Source organism: Glycomyces tarimensis (assembly GCF_054776215.1).
In genome coordinates, this window is sequence record NZ_BAAHCB010000001.1 from 282,943 (window position 1) to 298,742 (window position 15,800).

A 15,800-nucleotide genomic window follows, 5' to 3' on the forward strand; every position below is an offset into this window, starting at 1 on the left:
CGGTGGCCCGACCAGCCACGGAGGAGCTGCGCCGGCGAAACCGCAGTGCCCTGCTCGAGCAACTGCACCGCCACGGGCCGCAGACGCGGGCCGAACTGACCGAGGCGCTGGGCCTGAACCGGTCCACGATCGGGGCGCTCGCGGCGGACCTGTCGCAGTCGGGCCACATTCACGAGACGACGGGGAGGTCGACCGGCAGCGCCGGTCGGCCTTCGACGCTGGTGGAGTGCGTGGCGGAGGCGGCGACGGTCGCGGCGGTCGAGATCCGCGCCGACCTGGTCCGCCTCGCGGTGGTCGGGCTCGGCGGGGCGGTGCTGGAACGAGCCGAGGCGAGGCTGGGCGAGGACGTCGAGGCGTCGCAGGCGGCAGCGGCGGTCGCGCGGCTGCTGGACGAGGCCGAGGTGTCCGACGCGGTGGCGGCGGTGCCGGGGCTCGTCGACGGCGGCGTGGTCGCGCAGTCGAGTGAGCTGGGCTGGGACGGCCGCGATTTCGGCGATGACTTGCAGAAGGAGACGGGGCGGCGCTGGCGTGTGGTCGACACGGCGACGGCGGCGGCGGTGGGCGAGTGGTCGCGCGGCGAGGCGGGAGCCTCGTCGAATCTGCTGTATCTGCACGGCGGGCGGGGCCTGACCGCGGGGATGGTGGCGGACGGGCGGCCGCGGCGAGGCAGCTCGTCGATCGTGTTGGGTCACATCGTGGTGAATCCGGGCGGCATGGCGTGCCGGTGCGGGCTGCGCGGGTGTCTGGAGGCCGAGATGGGGCCGTTCGAGTATTCGGAGACGATCGAATCGACGACGGTGGCGGCGTGGATGGGCGACACGGTGGCGCGGGAGACGGTGCAGCGCTCGGGCGAGTTCATGGGGCGGGCGCTGGGCGCGGTGGTGACGGCGACGAACCCGGACGAGATCCTCTTCGGCGGGTGGCTGCGCGAGCTGTATCTGGCCTCGGCGGCGACGGTGCGCTCGAGCCTGGCGGAGGCGACGCTGCCGCAGTTGCGGGCGAGGCTGCGGTTGCGGACGCCGACGTTGGGGGCGGAGGGGCCGCTGGTGGGCGCGGCGGAGACGGGCTTCGAGGCGCTCATCGACGACATGCGCTGACGGTAGTCGCTGGCCCACCAGGACTCGAACCTGGAATGACTGAACCAAAATCAGTAGTGTTGCCGATTACACCATGGGCCAATGCGGGCCGCGTCGAGTGGACGGTGCGGCCCGGTCAAGGATAACGCCATACGTTCGAGCGCACGTGCCGGGGCGCTGGGACGCGGACGTCGCCTCCGTTGCGGAGGTTCGGGTGCGCCGCCCCTCGGAGGCGGGCTCAGCGGTTCGACCATACGTGCCGGGGCACTTGGGCGTACACGTCGAGCAGGAAGTCCGCGTAGAAGAAGACCTCTTCGAGCTTGAGCGGCCCCGATCGGATGGTCATCAGCCACGGGCCTTCGAAGCGCCACGGGTAGGACAGTGCCCGCTGGTCGGCGAGCATCCATTCCATGGTGCGGGCGTGGATCACGTCGAACGCGAACCGGCGGTTGGGCGCTTTGACCCTGAAGGTGTCGTTGAAGCGCTGGTTCTCGAAGTCGATGTCCTTCTGGAAGCGCTTGGAGAACGCGTTCTCCCGGCTGATGTCGAGCAGCGGGCGGGCGGTGGGCAGGCCGATCGCGACGACTTGGTTGGTGTGGGTCGTGGAGTTCTTGCCCGAACCGGTCGTGTAGTTGTACTGGAAGAACAGCAGGTGCGTGTTCTTGTACATGCCCCGGAAGACGTCGAGGCCCTGGCGCGAGCGGCCGGTGTTGAACGGCTCCATGCTCGACAGGCCCACGACCGAGTCGTCGCGCGGCTCGTAGTGGTAGCCGTACTGAGCGGCCCAGGCCCGGTAGGCGGCGATCTTCTTCTGCCTGGCGCGGTAGCCGAAGTAGGCGATGGCGGCGACCGCCAGCCCGCAGAGGACGTAGACCAGCCAGTCGGTGACATCGTTGCTGCTCTCCTGGGCGAGCAGTATCTCGTTCACTGGGGGGAGTTCCTTCAAGGCGAAGCGTTCGGGCCGCCGAGCGGTCGGGTCGGGGGTGGTCGGTCAGTGGCGGTTACCGGCCGTAGGGCTGCTGGCCGTACCCCGGCGGTTGGGGCTGCTGCGGCTGCTGCGGGTAGCCGGGGTGGGGCTGGCCGTAGCCGGGCTGCGCCTGCGGCTGACCGTAGCCGGGCTGCGCCTGCGGCTGACCGTAGCCGGGCTGGGCCTGCGGCTGGCCGTACGCCGGCTGCTGCGGGTAGCCGGGCTGCTGCGGGGGCTGGTACGGCATCTGGCCGGGAGCCGGCTGCGGCGGGAGCTGCTGCTGGGGCTGCTGGGGCTGCATGTAGCCGGGCTGGCCCATATCGCGCAGGCGCGGGGCCTGGCGGGCCTCCGGGCTGTCGAGCTCGAAGTACTCCTCGGGCTGGAAGTCGCCCATCTTCGCCGAGATGTTCCCCGGGAAGACCTGGAGCGCGGTGTTGTACTCGCGGACGTTCGCGTTGTAGAACCGGCGCGGTGCCGCGATGCGGTTCTCGGTCTCCACGATCTCGGCCTGGAGCTGGAGGAAGTTCTGGTTGGTCTTGAGCGTCGGGTACGCCTCCTGCATGTGGATCACGCCCCGGATCGCTCCCGAGAGCTGGCCCTCGGCCTGGCCCTGGGCGGCGTGGCCCTGGTTCGGGTCGTGGCGCGCGTGCATGGCCGCCGCCCGCGCCTGAGCGACCTGGTTCAACGTCGCGTTCTCCGCGCCGGCGGCCTGCTGGACCACGTGCATCAGGTTGTCCAGCAAGTCGTACCGGCGTTGCAGCTCCACGTCGATCTGCGCCCACGACTCCTGGGTGATGTTGCGCAGCCGCACCAGCTTGTTGCGCCCGCCCAGCGCGACGAACACCAGGATCAGCGCTATCAGCAGCACCACTACGAGGATCACGATGGCTGTGGTCATGAAACGAGAGCCTAGCCCATCTACGCCAGCGCGGTGGAACCGCGCGGACGGGCCTTCCCACCGCCAAGGCTCACGGGACCAGCGCGTTCTCCACGACCGCGGCGAGCTCGGCGGCGACGGACTGCGCGACCGGTTCCTCGGAGGCCTCGACCATGACGCGCACGAGCGGCTCGGTGCCCGAAGGCCGCAGCAGGACCCGGCCGTCCGAGCCGAGCTTGGCCTGCCAGGTGGCGACGGCAGTGCGCACGGCCTCGGCCTGGATGACCGACTTGTCGGCGACGCGGACGTTGATGAGGACCTGCGGGGCCGGGGTGAACACCGACGCGAGCTCGGCCAGGCTCCGGCCGGTGGCGGCCATGCGGGCCAGCAGCATGAGCGAGGTCAGGGTGCCGTCGCCGGTGGTGGCGTGGGCGGGCAGCACGATGTGCCCGGACTGCTCGCCGCCGAGGGAGAACCCGCCTTCGCCGAGGCGTTCGAGCACGTAGCGGTCGCCGACCTTGGTGGTCTCGAGCTTGATGCCGGCGGCGCCCATCGCCTGGTGGAGGCCGAGATTGCTCATCACGGTAGTGACGAGCGTCTCTCCTTGGAGGGTGCCTGCCTCGTGCATCGACACCGCGAGGATCGCCATGATCGCGTCGCCGTCGACGAGCTCGCCCGCGGCGTCGACGGCCAGGCAGCGGTCGGCGTCGCCGTCGAGGGCGATGCCGACGTCCGCACCGTGTTCGAGGACGGCGGCGCGCAGCCCGTCGATGTGGGTCGAGCCGCAGTCTTCGTTGATGTTGAGCCCGTTGGGTTCGGCGTTGATCGCGATGACCTCGGCGCCGGCGCGGCGCAGGGCCTCGGGGGCCGCGACGGTGGCGGCGCCGTTGGCGGGGTCGACGACGACCTTGAGGCCCGCCAAGGGGTGGGGGCAGACCGAGACGAGGTGCTCGATGTAGGTGTCGACGGGGTCGACGGAGCGGGCGATGCGGCCGACGTCGGCGCCCTGCGGGAGCGGCGCGGGCTCGGCCATGGCGCGCTCGATGGCGTCCTCGGTCTCGTCGGGGAGCTTGCGGCCGCCGGCCGCGAAGAACTTGATGCCGTTGTCGGGCATGGGGTTGTGCGAGGCCGAGATCATCACGCCGAAGTCGGCGCCGGTGACGGCGGTGAGGTGCGCGACGGCGGGGGTCGGCAGGACGCCGAGGTCGAACACCTTCGCTCCGGCGGCGGCCAGGCCCGCCGCGGAGGCGGCCTCGAGCATCTCGCCGGAGGCGCGGGGGTCGCGGCCGATGACGACGGTGGGCCGGCGCTCGGCGGAGCCGAGCACTCGGACGGCGGCGATGTTGAGTCGGAGCGCCAATTCAGGCGTGAGGTCGGCGTTGGCCCGCCCCCGGACGCCGTCGGTGCCGAACAGTCGTGACACGGTGAGTACCCCTCATGGCAGAGCTTGCGAGCCGTACATTGGCGCGGACGATCAGGATATGACAGAAAACGGGGGCTGCCGAGGATGACCTCGGCAGCCCCGTTGCATGTGCAGACTAGCGCGTCCCCTTCGACGGGGGAACCCGTGCTAGCGCTTCGAGTACTGCGGCGCCTTGCGGGCCTTCTTGAGGCCGTACTTCTTGCTTTCCTTCTCGCGGGCGTCGCGGGTCAGGAAGCCGGCGGCCTTGAGGGCCGGGCGCATGTTCGGGTCGACCTCGACCAGGGCGCGGGCGATGCCCAGGCGGAGCGCGCCGGCCTGGCCGGTGGCGCCGCCGCCGGTGATGTTGACGAGGACGTCGAAGTTGTCGCCCGCCTCGACGGTGACGAACGGCTCGGCGACGGTCTGCTGGTGGACCTTGCTCGGGAAGTAGTCCTCGAGGCTCTTGCCGTTGACGACGTACTTGCCGGAGCCCGGGACCAGGCGGACGCGGGCGATGGCGCGCTTGCGACGGCCGACGGTCTGGATGGCGCGGTCGGACGGGACGGCCGGGACGCTGGGCACGGTCGGTGCCGCGGCGACATCGGCCGGAACCTCGACGGGAGCCTCGGCGACGGGCTCGGGAGCCTCGGCGGGTGCCTCGGCGACGGCCTCGGGGGCCGCAGCGGCCTCGGTCTCAGTGGTCTCGGGGACCTGGTTCTCTTCGGTCATGAGTGAATTGCTCCTCGCCGCGCCTACTGCGCGATCTTCTTGATCTCGTACGGCTTCGGCTGCTGGGCGGCGTGCGGGTGGCCGGGGCCGGTGTACACCTTCAGCTTCTTGTACATGGCGCGACCGAGCTTGGTCTTCGGGAGCATGCCGAGCACGGCCTTCTCGACGACCTTCTTCGGAGCCTTCTCCATCATCTCCGCGTAGGTCTTCTCCCTGAGGCCACCGGGGTACCCGGAGTGCGTGTAGGCCTTCTTCTGGAGCAGCTTGTTCCGCGTGAGGACGACCTTCTCGGCGTTGATCACGATGACGTAATCGCCGACGTCGGCGTTCGGAGCGAACGTGGGCTTGTGCTTGCCTCGGAGCAGTTGGGCCGCGTGTGTCGCGAGACGACCCAACACCACGTCGTCCGCGTCGATCACGAGCCACTGCCGGTCGATGTCGTCCGGCTTAGGGCTGTACGTGCGCACAGGTTTACCTAGCTTTCGTTGTCGGTGTGGAACGAACCCCGTGGAGATACCGCGGAGCCGCCTGAATCCCGCGGAACCTTCCGGTTCTTCGGTGCGGGATTCGTTGGACAGTGCCTCGTGACGAGCGCACTCGAACAACAGCTTCTCATTTTACGCGGCCCCGGCGGCCACCTCGAAGGCGGCCGCCGTGACCTCGGATACAGCGCCGTCCGGCCTGCTGTCCGGCCCTCACGGCGAAGCCCGTGAGCCGTTAATCGGCGTCGACGACGGGCAGGTACACCTTGCCGCCGGACTCCACGAACTCCTCGCTCTTCGCGAACATGCCCTGCTGGGCGTAGTCCTTCAGCTCCTGGCTGATCTTCATGGAGCAGAACTTGGGACCGCACATGGAGCAGAAGTGCGCGGTCTTGGCGGGCTCGGCCGGGAGGGTCTCGTCGTGGTACTCGCGGGCCCGGCCCGGGTCGAGCGAGAGGTTGAACTGGTCCTCCCAGCGGAACTCGAACCTGGCCTTGGAGAGGGCGTCGTCCCAGGCCTGCGCCGAGGGGTGGCCCTTGGCGAGGTCGGCGGCGTGGGCGGCGATCTTGTAGGCGATCACGCCTTCCTTGACGTCGTCGCGGTTCGGCAGGCCGAGGTGCTCCTTGGGGGTGACGTAGCAGAGCATCGCGGTGCCGAACCAGCCGATCATGGCCGCGCCGATCGCGGAGGTGATGTGGTCGTAGGCGGGCGCGATGTCGGTGGTGAGCGGGCCGAGGGTGTAGAACGGGGCCTCGCCGCAGAGCTCCTGCTGGAGGTCGACGTTCTCCTTGATCTTGTGCATGGGGACGTGGCCGGGGCCTTCGATCATGACCTGGACGTCGTACTCCCAGGCGATCTCGGTGAGCTCGCCGAGCGTCCGCAGCTCCGCGAACTGGGCCTCGTCGTTGGCGTCGGCGATGGAGCCGGGGCGCAGGCCGTCGCCGAGGGAGAAGGCGATGTCGTACTTCGCGAAGATCTCGCACAGCTCCCGGAAGTGCGTGTAGAGGAAGCTCTCCTCGTGGTGGGCGAGGCACCAGGCGGCCATGATGGAGCCGCCGCGCGAGACGATCCCGGTGACGCGGTCCGCGGCGAGCGGGACGTAGCGCAGCAGGACTCCCGCGTGGACGGTCATGTAGTCGACGCCCTGCTCGGCCTGCTCGATGATGGTCTCGCGGTAGACGTCCCAGTTGAGTTCGACCGGGTCGCCGTTCACCTTCTCGAGGGCCTGGTAGAGGGGGACGGTGCCGATGGGGACCGGGGAGTTGCGGACGATGTGCTCGCGGGTCTCGTGGATATGCTTGCCGGTGGACAGGTCCATGACCGTGTCGGCGCCCCATTTGACGGCCCAGGTGAGCTTCTCGACCTCGGCGGCGATCGAGTCCGAGACGGCGGAGGTCCCGATGTTGGCGTTGATCTTGGTGAGGAAGTTCTTGCCGATGATCATCGGCTCGGTCTCGGGGTGGTTGACGTTGGCCGGGAGGATGGCCCGGCCGGCGGCGATCTCGTCGCGCACGAACTCGGGGGCGAGGCCTTCGCGGATGGCGACGAAGGACATCTCGGGGGTGATGATCCCCTGCTTGGCGTAGTGCAGCTGGGTGTTGCACTTGGCGTCGAGACCGCGTTCGTCGATCCAGGCTTTGCGCAGGCCCGGCAGGCCGACCTCGGGGTCGGAGCCGGGGCCGGAGGTGTCGTAGAGCCGCACGGGGTCCTCGCCGCCGCTGAGCTCGACCTCGGCGAACGGGACGCGGATGTCGGGGCGCGGGCCCTCTGCGTAGATCTTCTTCCTGGCGGTGGATGCCATGCTCGCTCCTTATTCGCTGATGGTGGACCACCCGTGGTGGTCCTGGTGGTCGAGCCACCAGAGGTGGTCGGCTGGTCCCGGTCCCCTCCCGAGGCGCCAGGTCGCGGATGCGGCCAGCGCGCCGGTCAGGTACTTCTTGGCCTCGCCGATGGCGTCGAACAGGTCGAGGCCGCGGGCGAGGTTGGCGGCGATCGCGGCGGAGAAGGTGCAGCCGGTGCCGTGGGTGTTGTTGGTGTCGATGCGCGGTGCGGCGTACTCGGTGAAGTCGCTGCCGTCGTAGAGGACGTCCACGGAGGTGTCGCCGTCCAGGTGGCCGCCGGTGACGAGCACCGGGCAGGGACCGGACTCGGCGAGGGTGCGGGCGGCCTCGCGGGCGTCGTCGAGGTCGCGGATGGTGGATTCGGTGAGCGTCTCGGCTTCGGGGACGTTCGGGGTCAGGAGCGCGGGCGCGTCGCCGAACGCGTCGAGGTAGGCGCCGGGGTCGCCGGTGAAGAGGCCGTCGCCGGTGGTGGTGACGAGGACCGGGTCGATCACGAGGTTCGGCAGCCGGCCGGCTCTGGCGGCGGCGCCGACGATGACGAGTGTGGGCAGGTCGGCGAGCATCCCGGTCTTGACGGCGGCGACCTCGAAGTCGGCGAGGACGGCGTCGAGCTGGGCTTCGAGCATTTCGGTGCCGACGGGTGCGGCGGCGGTGACGCCGAGGGTGTTCTGGGCGGTGATCGCGGTGACGCCGAGGGTGTTCTGGGCGGTGATCGCGGTGATGACGCTGGTGCCGTGCACGCTGTGGGCCGCGAACGTCCGCAGGTCGGCCTGTATGCCGGCGCAGCCTCCGGAGTCGGAGCCGGCGACGGTGAGCGCTATCGGCGGTCGCATCAGAGGTTCGCCATCCCTTCGAAGCTGGTGGAGGCCTGTGCGAGGTGGCGTTTGGGGATGCGTCCGGCGAGGCGGGCGGCGCGGCCGGCGCCCACGGCGTCGCGCATGGCCCTGGCCATGAGGACGGGGTCGGCGGCGCGGGTGACGGCGGTGGCGAGCAGGACGGCGGCGCAGCCGAGCTCCATGGCCTGGGCGGCGTCGGAGGCGGTGCCGATGCCGGCGTCGCAGATGACCGGCACGGTGGCCCGTTCGCAGATGAGGGCGAGGTTGTGCGGGTTGCGGATGCCGAGACCGGTGCCGATGGGGGCGGCCAGGGGCATGACGGCGGCGCATCCGGCTTGTTCGAGGTGGCGGGCCAGGATGGGGTCATCGTTGGTGTAGGGCAGGACCGTGAAGCCGTCGGCGACGAGGGTCTCGGCGGCGTCGAGCAGTTCGACGGGGTCGGGCAGGAGGGAGTCCTCGTCGCCGATGACCTCGAGTTTGATCCAGTCGGTGCCGAATGCCTCGCGGGCGAGGTGGGCGGTGCGGACGGCCTGTTCGGCGGTGAAGCATCCGGCGGTGTTGGGCAGGAGGTCGACGCCGCTGCGCTCGAGGAGATCCGCGATGGAGCCTTGGGCGGAGGGGTCGACGCGGCGGAGGGCGACGGTGACCAGCTCGGTCCCGGACGCCGCGATGGCCTCGGCGAGCTGGGTGTGGTTGGCGGCGCCGCCGGTGCCGAGGATCAGGCGCGAGCCGAAGGTCTTGTCGGCTATCTGGAGTTTTTCCATGGGTCACCCTCCTTGTGTGGCGGTGAGGACTTCGACGGCGTCGCCGTCGAGGAGCGGGCGGTCCCATTCGGAGCGCGGGACCACTTCGCCGTTGACGGCGACGGCGGTGCCGCGCCCGAGCGCGGCGTCGGGCTTGCCGAGCGCGGCGCGGACGGCGTCGGTCACCGTGGCGAGGCCTTCGCGCGCTTCGCCGTTGAGTTCGATGTTCATGGGCTCCCCTCGAATCGCTGCGGGTCGAACGCCTTCGGCGCCTCGACTTCGTCCCCCAGGGCCAGGGCGGAGGCGCTCGCCGCGGTCGCCGGGATGAGCGCTATGCCGTGCCGGTAGTGGCCGGTGGCGGCGACGGTGCGCTCGTCGATGCGGCCGATGAGCGGCAGGTTGTCCGGGGCCGTCGGCCGGAATCCGACCGTGACCTCGTCGAGGTGGTATTCGGCCACCTCCGGGACCAGATCGATGGCCCGGCGGAGCAGATCGTGAACCGCCCCGGCGGTTCCCGTCAGCCGGTCGAAGCCCCGTTCGTCGCTGGTGGCGCCGATGACGACCTCTCCGGATGCCCTAGTCACAATGTAAACCGGATGGCCCCGCACCCACCCGCGAACGGTGGTGCGCGGCATCGGTTGTCCTTCGGAGGCGAGCAGTCGCAGGACGGCGCCGCGGACGGGCCGGATCGGCAACCCGAAGTGGGAGGAGCCGCATCCGGCGGCGAGGACCACCTGGTCGGCGTCCAGCGCGGCGAGGTCCTCGACGCGTTCGGCCCGGAATCGGACGCCGGCGTTCTCGGCGGCGGCGGTGAGGGCCGCGTGGACGGCGCGGGGCTCGGCGGCGTGGTCGCCGGGGACGAGTACGCCTCCGCGGGTCCGGTGGCTGAGCAGCGGTTCCACCTCGCGGGAGGCGCGGCCGCCCAAGGTCTCGAATTCGCGGTCGGTCGCGCTGTAGATCTGGGTCTGGCGCCGGATCTCGGCCCGGTCGGCGTCTTCGAGTCCGACCATGAGCGTCGGGACGTCCCGGTAGCCGGTCGGCATGCCGGATGCTCGTTCGAGTTCGCGGGCGAACGCGGGCCAGGCGTCGGCGGAGGCGGCCATGAACGGGAGGAGTTCCTCCTCGCCGAATTGGGCCTCGGTGACGGCGGCGAGCATGCCGGCGGCGACCCGGGAGGCGCCGGAGCCGGGGTCGGGGTCGTAGACGGTGGTGTCGGCACCGCGCTGGGCGGCTCGCCATGCGATGGCGAGTCCGATGGACCCGGCGCCGACGACGGCGAGTCGCATCACTCGCCCACTGCCTCGAGGAGTTCGGCGGTGGCTCGTTTGGGGTTGTCGCAGGTGGAGATCGCCCCGACTGCCGCGACGCCGTGGGCTCCGGCCCGGCGGCAGTCCGCGGCGCGTTCGGCGGTGATGCCGCCGATGGCGATCACGGGGAGGTCGACGGCCTCGCAGACGGCGGCGAGCCCGTCGAGGCCGATCGCCTGGGGCAGGCCGGTCTTGGTGTCGCTGGTCCATACCGGGCCGACACCGAGGTAGGTGGCGCCGGCGCGGCGCGCGGCGCGGGCGGCCTCGGGTTCGCGGCAGGTGCCGCCGATGATCGCGGTGTCGGGGAGGATGCGGCGGGCGACGTCGAGGGGGAGGTCGTCGGCGCCGAGGTGGACGCCGTCGGCGCCGACGGCCTGAGCGATGTGGACGCGGTCGTTGACCAGGCACATCGCGCCCTGCTCGTCGCACAGCTCGGCGAGGGCGGTGGCCAGGTCGAAGGCGGCGCGGTCGCTGTAGTGGTCCTCGGGCCGGATCTGGACGAGGCGGGCGCCGGCCTCGAGCGCGGCGGCGATGACGGCGATCGGGGTGGCACCCTCGCGAGTGTCGGTGATGACGTGCAATCGCGGTAGACGAGTAGCGTTCATATCTCCTTCTCCCTGCGCCAGCATGATCTGGGTCAGGTTCGACGGTCGGGACTACGCAGTCCCCTCTCAGCCCGATGCATCGGACTCCCGTGGGTGTATTCGCTTACGTCGATCACGGTACGTCATCGTGCGCTGCGATGGCAAGGGCCGTCGCAGCATGTGGTCAGTCGGAGCCGCTCTGGATCGGCGGCTCGGCCTCCCACTGGGTCCGAAAGCCCCTGGTGACGATGAACGCGCCCACGCCCGCGACGACGATCCCCGGGATCGTCCAGCCGATCGCGAAGGCGTTGAGTTCGCCCTCCTGCTCCTCGGCGGTGACCTCGACGCCGTCGCGAAGGCACAGGACCGTCGCGCTCGGCTCGCATACGGTCTGCCCCGAGCGCCAGACCAGGGCGCCGACGATGACGGCCGCGCCGACGAGCATGAGCGCCAGTCCGCCGATGATGGCCTTCGTCCCGGACCGGCGCACTTCGCGCTGCTCGGGCGTCGCCGGCGTCTCGGCGTCGATCCGCACCAGCAGGTCGCCGCGCTGTTCCGGGCGCTCGCGCGAGGGCATGCCCTGTCCCTCGACGCGCAGCACCGCACCCGCCTCCTCGCCGGGTTCGATATCGACCAGGACCTCGCCGTCGAGCGTCTCCACATCGACGGCCCCGCCGCGCTCCAGCAGGAACGGTTCGACGCTCACCGTGGTGCGCAGATCGAGCCCGTCGCGTTCGAACACCGGGTGGCGCCGCTGGTGGACGAGGAGGACGAGGCCAGGGTCGCTGCCGCCGGGGTCGACGTGGACGACCTCGCCCTCGCCCAATCCCGCCGGAAGGTCGACCGTCGCGCTGCGAGTCACCACCATGGTCCCCGTGCCGTCGCAGTACATGCAGACCTGGCCATCGTCACGGCCCGAGCCCTCGCAGTTGACGCAGTCGCCGGGCGCGTCGAAGTCCACCTCCCGCTCGCAGCCGAACGCCATCTCCTCAAGCGTCAAATGGACTTCGATCGCGGCGGCCGAGGAATGCGGGGTGGTCATGGTCGGTCCTTCCAGGAGGGCGGTGTCGAATACCGTGGGCGCCACCAGCGTAGGTGGTGAACGCCACCATGCCTACCGGGCGCGGTCGACTCTCAGGACGCGGTAGCCCTTGGCGCTGGCGTGCTTGCCGACCGTCCAGCCCTGCTCGCTCAGCCAGCGCGCCAGCGAGTCCGCGCCCAGGTGCTTCGAGACGACGAGCCATGCCACGCCGCCCTCCCTCAGGCGCGGCAGCCACGTCTCCAGCAGCTCGTGGAGCGCCTCCTTGCCCACCTTGATCGGCGGATTCGACCAGATCTCGTCGAACGCGACCTCCGCCGGCACCTCCTCGGGCGTCGCCACGCGCACCGTGCCCGGCAGCCGCTCGGTGTTGCGCCGCGCCAGCTCGAGGGCACGCCGGTTCACGTCCACCGCCCACACCTCGGCGTCGTCCCGCTGCGCCAGCACCGCGCTGATCGGCCCGTAACCGCAGCCCAGGTCGAGGAACGTCCCGGCTGACTCGGGCGGTACGACCTTGTTGAGCAGCACGCTCGTCCCCGGGTCGAGCCGGTTGCCGGAGAAGACCCCGGTCGAGGCGGTCAGCTCGTAGTTCACTCCGTCGAGCTCGAAGGTGACGGTGCGCTCGCGGTCGTCGACGGCGGGCCGCTCGCTGAAGTAGTGCTCTGGCTGCTCGGACACGCATGTATTGTCGCTCCTCCCCCATGCCGCGTCACCCCGGATCTCGGGGCGGGGTCGGCCACGGCACACACCGCACCCGTGTGACGCCAGATGCTGAAGGAGTCTCGCGTTCCGTTCGGTGGTGCGCCGACGCGCCCCGCCTACTCCGCAGGGGGGAACAATGACCGGCAAAGGAGGGCACTGGGTCTATGCTCCGTGTCATGGCATACGGCCCGTCCCCCTTCGGGGTCCCGCAGCGCGAGCAGGGGCATGAGTTCGACACGGATGCGGATCTCGACCCGACTGACAAGCTCAGTCGCGCTCAGGTGACCGCGCCGACGATGCGGCTCAGTCCCGAGGAGATGGCGCTGCCGCGCTCGTCCTCGCGGCGCTCCGCCGAGGAGGAGATGGAGGAGCACCTGGAGCGCATCCATGCCTCCCGGCCGCTCCGCCGCGCCGCCCAGCGCGCACGCCGACGCACCCGCTGGTGGCTCATCGCGCTCGCGGTGGTCAGCGGCCTGGCCGTCGTCGCCGCCTGCGGCGCGGGTGCGTTCATCGTCCTGCGCGAGGGCGAGACCGCCCCGCAGGCCCCGCGTGCGACCGCCGCCGCGAGCGAGCAGGCGCAGCCCGACGCGGACTCCTCGGCCGACGCGCCGGACGTCGTCGACCCGATCGCGAACCGGGCGACCGACCCCGAGCCGACCTCGGTCGCCGAGCTGTTCGGATCAGCCGCTTTCACACCGGCCGGTGCGGCCGGGCCGTACGAGGTCCTGGAGACCGAGGAGCTCGCCGACTGCGTCGAGGCGGGTCTCGACGAGCTCGCCGAGATCCTGGCCGACTCCGACTGCACCCAGACCGTGCGCGCCACCATCGTGAACCCGGACGGCGAGTACGCGGCCACCGCCGGCGTCCTCAACCTCGGTGACGCCGACGAGGCCGAGCAGCTGCGCGCGGCCATCGAAGAGGGCCTCGAAGGCGGCTTCGCGGCTCTGCGCACCGACGGCGCGGGGTCCGAGCTCGGCCGTGCGCCGACCATGGTCGGCTACAACACCTACGGGCACTACCTGATGTACGTGGTCATCGGCCGCACCGACGGCGAGCCGCTCGAGGACGCCGACGAGACCGTCATGTCGGTGGTCACCGATATCGTCGACGTGTGGCTGGTGGACCAGCTCAAGCACCGCCGCGCCGTCGAGTGAGCCGGGTGGAACTCAAGCGTTCTTCAACATCGCCTTGGTCTTCGGCGGCAGCTCGGGGTCCTGACGGCACTCGGACCGGTCGGTGAGCACCCTCCGGCCGGCCCACGCCTGGTAGCCCCAGAAGACGGCGAGCACCGCGGGAATCCACAGCAGCCGCACCTCGAGTTCGAGACTCGCCCACAGGATCGAGGCGGCCGTCGCCGCGTACCCGCTCTGGGCCCGCACATAGAGCTTCGGGCTGGAGGGGTGCAGTCGCTTCGCCCGCGCGGCATACTCGCCGACGCCGGCGAAGTTCAAGCCCAGCACACTCCGAACGCCATCGTGAACGCGCAGACCAGCGCCGTCACCGCCAGGGCGTCCTCCGAGCGATCGCCGTCGCCGTCGGTGAGCTGGCCGAGGCCCCAGACGAATCCGGCAGCGGCGGCGGCGATGCACAGGCCCGCCATCGATGCCACGACGGCGCACAGGATCTTCCGCGAGGCCCTCAGATCGCCCCAGGAACTTCTATGTGGACACTCAGAGCCGCCGAACGCGCCGCCTCCCCGCACCCAAAGGGACCCGACCGGGTCCGCATCGACGCGCGGCCCGGCCTCGACCGATATCGACGGCTCGGCCGGACCCTCGTGGTCGTTCATCGCATCCATGACCTTCCTCGGCTGTCCAACTGCGCTCCCATGAGGGCCAATGGGTCTCAGTCCAATGCGGACATATCCAGATGCGAAGGGGTACGCGGGGAATCATCTCATTGATACGGGAATGTCGAACTCGTGAATACTTTCCGCGGCTATTGACCGGCCGGATCATCCCATGATTCCATCGGATGAAGCGACGAACGGCAATCCCGGCCGCCGCTTGGATCTGGTCCCCGGTAGGTCCGCGCCCGCTGCAACCCCGCAGGAGTACAAGACATGCATATCGCCAGACGCCTGGCGCACGGTGCCTTCGCGCTGACCGCAGCCTCGGCACTCGCCCTCGCCCTCGTACTCACCGCCGACACCGACCGGGCCGAGGCGGTCCGACCTCCCGGCATCCCCTCGGCCTCCACCGCGCAGTCCGAACTCGACGCGCTCACCGTCGCCGCCGAGTCCCACAACTCCAGCTACGACCGCGACCTGTTCCCGCACTGGTCGAGCGTCGGCGGCGGCTGCACCGCCCGCCAGCACGTGCTCTCCCGCGACGGCGTCGACGTCCAGACCGGCTCGGACTGCCAGCCCGACTCCGGGCGCTGGCAGTCCGACTTCGACAACACCTGGACCACCTCGGTCTCCAACGCCACCATCGACCACGTCGTGGCGCTGGGCGAGGCGTGGGGCTCGGGCGCCTGGGCGTGGAGCACCGCCCAGCGCGAGGCGTTCGCCAACGACGTCGACGCCCCGCAGCTGTGGATCGCGACCTCCTCGGTCAACTCCTCGAAGGGCGCCTACGACCCGGCCCAGTGGATGCCGCCGAACAGCTCGGTGCGCTGCGACTACGTCAAGGCCTGGATCCACGTCAAGTACCTGTACGCGTTGACGGCGGACCCCGCCGAGAAGAGCGCCCTCCAGTCGCACATGTCGAGCTACTGCGGCACCGGCGGTGGCGACCCGGGCACCGGCCAGTGCTCCGGTTCCTTCAACGGCCCCAGGACGATCACCGAGGGCCGGACCCTGACCACCTCGGTCGCCCTCACCTGCGCGCGCGACGCCTCCAGCAGCAGTCGGATCAGCGTGGACATCTCGCACCCGTACCGGGGCGACATCACCATCGCCCTCGTCGCGCCGGACGGGACCGTCCGCTCGCTCAAGGGCGCTGATGCCGACTCGGGGAACGACATCGTCGCCACCTACACGGCCGACCTCTCCGGTGAGCGAGGGTCGGGCACCTGGTCGCTGCGGGTGGTCGACACCTACTTCGGCGGATCGACCGGCACCCTGAACAGCTGGTCGATCAGCATCTAGCCATCTCCCCCCCCCGAGGGCCGCCGCCTCCCCGCGGCGGCCCTCCCTCGTTCGCGCTCCAGAACTCGACGTCGCCTTCGTGCCAGCATCGGGCCTCACCGGTGACGAGACTTGCTCCTTGTCA

General features: G+C 70.6%; 18 protein-coding genes, 1 tRNA gene and 1 riboswitch. Of the genes, 3 read left to right on the plus strand and 16 right to left on the minus strand.

Translation table 11 applies throughout. The features are described 5' to 3' along the window. Nucleotides 1–2 precede the first annotated feature (2 nt). Nucleotides 3–1,097, plus strand: coding sequence for an ROK family protein (locus ACYVK3_RS01330; protein WP_460495432.1), 1,095 nt, complete (start codon nt 3–5; stop codon nt 1,095–1,097). 9 nt (nt 1,098–1,106) lie between these two features. On the opposite strand, the gene ACYVK3_RS01335 is transcribed toward ACYVK3_RS01330, so the two are convergent. The 14 genes from ACYVK3_RS01335 to ACYVK3_RS01400 all read right to left on the minus strand — a co-directional run bounded on the left by ACYVK3_RS01335 (nt 1,107) and on the right by ACYVK3_RS01400 (nt 12,561). Continuing rightward, nucleotides 1,107–1,178, minus strand: a tRNA-Gln gene (locus tag ACYVK3_RS01335). Nucleotides 1,179–1,314: 136 nt separating this feature from the next. Then, nucleotides 1,315–2,004 carry a hypothetical protein gene (locus tag ACYVK3_RS01340; protein ID WP_460495434.1) on the minus strand — a complete coding sequence of 230 codons (690 nt, stop codon included), beginning with the start codon at nt 2,002–2,004 and terminating at the stop codon, nt 1,315–1,317. 73 nt (nt 2,005–2,077) lie between these two features. After that, entirely contained in the window at nt 2,078–2,941 is an 864-nt protein-coding gene (locus ACYVK3_RS01345; RefSeq protein WP_460495435.1) for a LemA family protein, read from the minus strand. A 70-nt stretch (nt 2,942–3,011) separates the two neighbouring features. Next, a complete protein-coding gene (gene glmM / locus ACYVK3_RS01350) occupies nt 3,012–4,343 on the minus strand; it encodes a phosphoglucosamine mutase (RefSeq protein WP_460495437.1) in 1,332 nt (443 codons plus the stop codon). A gap of 147 nt (nt 4,344–4,490) precedes the next feature. Next, the gene (rpsI, locus tag ACYVK3_RS01355) at nt 4,491–5,051 is read right to left on the minus strand and encodes a 30S ribosomal protein S9 (RefSeq protein WP_460495438.1); all 561 of its coding nucleotides are present in this window, start codon (nt 5,049–5,051) and stop codon (nt 4,491–4,493) included. A 23-nt stretch (nt 5,052–5,074) separates the two neighbouring features. Continuing rightward, complete coding sequence (gene rplM, locus ACYVK3_RS01360) at nt 5,075–5,518, minus strand: 50S ribosomal protein L13 (protein WP_460495440.1); 444 nt, start codon at nt 5,516–5,518, stop codon at nt 5,075–5,077. A gap of 250 nt (nt 5,519–5,768) precedes the next feature. Next, nucleotides 5,769–7,334: a phosphomethylpyrimidine synthase ThiC gene (gene thiC, locus ACYVK3_RS01365; RefSeq protein WP_460495442.1), complete on the minus strand. Its 1,566-nt coding sequence runs from the start codon at nt 7,332–7,334 to the stop codon at nt 5,769–5,771. A gap of 9 nt (nt 7,335–7,343) precedes the next feature. Further along, nucleotides 7,344–8,207, minus strand: coding sequence for a bifunctional hydroxymethylpyrimidine kinase/phosphomethylpyrimidine kinase (gene thiD, locus ACYVK3_RS01370; protein WP_460495443.1), 864 nt, complete (start codon nt 8,205–8,207; stop codon nt 7,344–7,346). After that, nucleotides 8,207–8,974 carry a thiazole synthase gene (locus ACYVK3_RS01375; protein WP_460495444.1) on the minus strand — a complete coding sequence of 256 codons (768 nt, stop codon included), beginning with the start codon at nt 8,972–8,974 and terminating at the stop codon, nt 8,207–8,209. Before ACYVK3_RS01375 ends, thiD begins: the two co-directional genes overlap by 1 nt. A gap of 3 nt (nt 8,975–8,977) precedes the next feature. Next, nucleotides 8,978–9,184 carry a sulfur carrier protein ThiS gene (gene thiS / locus ACYVK3_RS01380; protein WP_460495445.1) on the minus strand — a complete coding sequence of 69 codons (207 nt, stop codon included), beginning with the start codon at nt 9,182–9,184 and terminating at the stop codon, nt 8,978–8,980. After that, nucleotides 9,181–10,239 carry a glycine oxidase ThiO gene (gene thiO / locus ACYVK3_RS01385; protein WP_460495446.1) on the minus strand — a complete coding sequence of 353 codons (1,059 nt, stop codon included), beginning with the start codon at nt 10,237–10,239 and terminating at the stop codon, nt 9,181–9,183. The genes thiS and thiO overlap by 4 nt, the downstream gene beginning before the upstream one ends. Then, nucleotides 10,239–10,865, minus strand: coding sequence for a thiamine phosphate synthase (gene thiE / locus ACYVK3_RS01390; RefSeq protein WP_460495448.1), 627 nt, complete (start codon nt 10,863–10,865; stop codon nt 10,239–10,241). The genes thiO and thiE overlap by 1 nt, the downstream gene beginning before the upstream one ends. Next, nucleotides 10,856–10,966, minus strand: a riboswitch (TPP riboswitch). (Overlaps the previous gene by 10 nt.) 62 nt (nt 10,967–11,028) lie before the next feature. Then, nucleotides 11,029–11,886, minus strand: a complete 858-nt coding sequence (locus ACYVK3_RS01395) for a DnaJ C-terminal domain-containing protein (RefSeq protein ID WP_460495450.1) — start codon at nt 11,884–11,886, stop codon at nt 11,029–11,031. Nucleotides 11,887–11,958: 72 nt separating this feature from the next. Beyond that, nucleotides 11,959–12,561, minus strand: coding sequence for a class I SAM-dependent methyltransferase (locus ACYVK3_RS01400; protein ID WP_460495451.1), 603 nt, complete (start codon nt 12,559–12,561; stop codon nt 11,959–11,961). 200 nt (nt 12,562–12,761) lie between these two features. Between ACYVK3_RS01400 and ACYVK3_RS01405 the strand changes: the two genes are divergently transcribed. Then, nucleotides 12,762–13,739: a hypothetical protein gene (locus ACYVK3_RS01405; RefSeq protein ID WP_460495452.1), complete on the plus strand. Its 978-nt coding sequence runs from the start codon at nt 12,762–12,764 to the stop codon at nt 13,737–13,739. 12 nt (nt 13,740–13,751) lie between these two features. Here the strand turns inward: ACYVK3_RS01405 and ACYVK3_RS01410 are convergent, their stop codons facing one another. After that, entirely contained in the window at nt 13,752–14,045 is a 294-nt protein-coding gene (locus ACYVK3_RS01410; RefSeq protein WP_460495453.1) for a hypothetical protein, read from the minus strand. Next, nucleotides 14,033–14,383 carry a hypothetical protein gene (locus ACYVK3_RS01415; RefSeq protein WP_460495454.1) on the minus strand — a complete coding sequence of 117 codons (351 nt, stop codon included), beginning with the start codon at nt 14,381–14,383 and terminating at the stop codon, nt 14,033–14,035. The genes ACYVK3_RS01410 and ACYVK3_RS01415 overlap by 13 nt, the downstream gene beginning before the upstream one ends. Before the next feature lie 264 nt (nt 14,384–14,647). On the opposite strand from ACYVK3_RS01415, the gene ACYVK3_RS01420 reads away from it, so the two are divergent. Continuing rightward, on the plus strand, nt 14,648–15,676 hold the full coding sequence (locus tag ACYVK3_RS01420; RefSeq protein WP_460495455.1) for a proprotein convertase P-domain-containing protein: 1,029 nt from the start codon (nt 14,648–14,650) through the stop codon (nt 15,674–15,676). Nucleotides 15,677–15,800 lie beyond the last annotated feature (124 nt).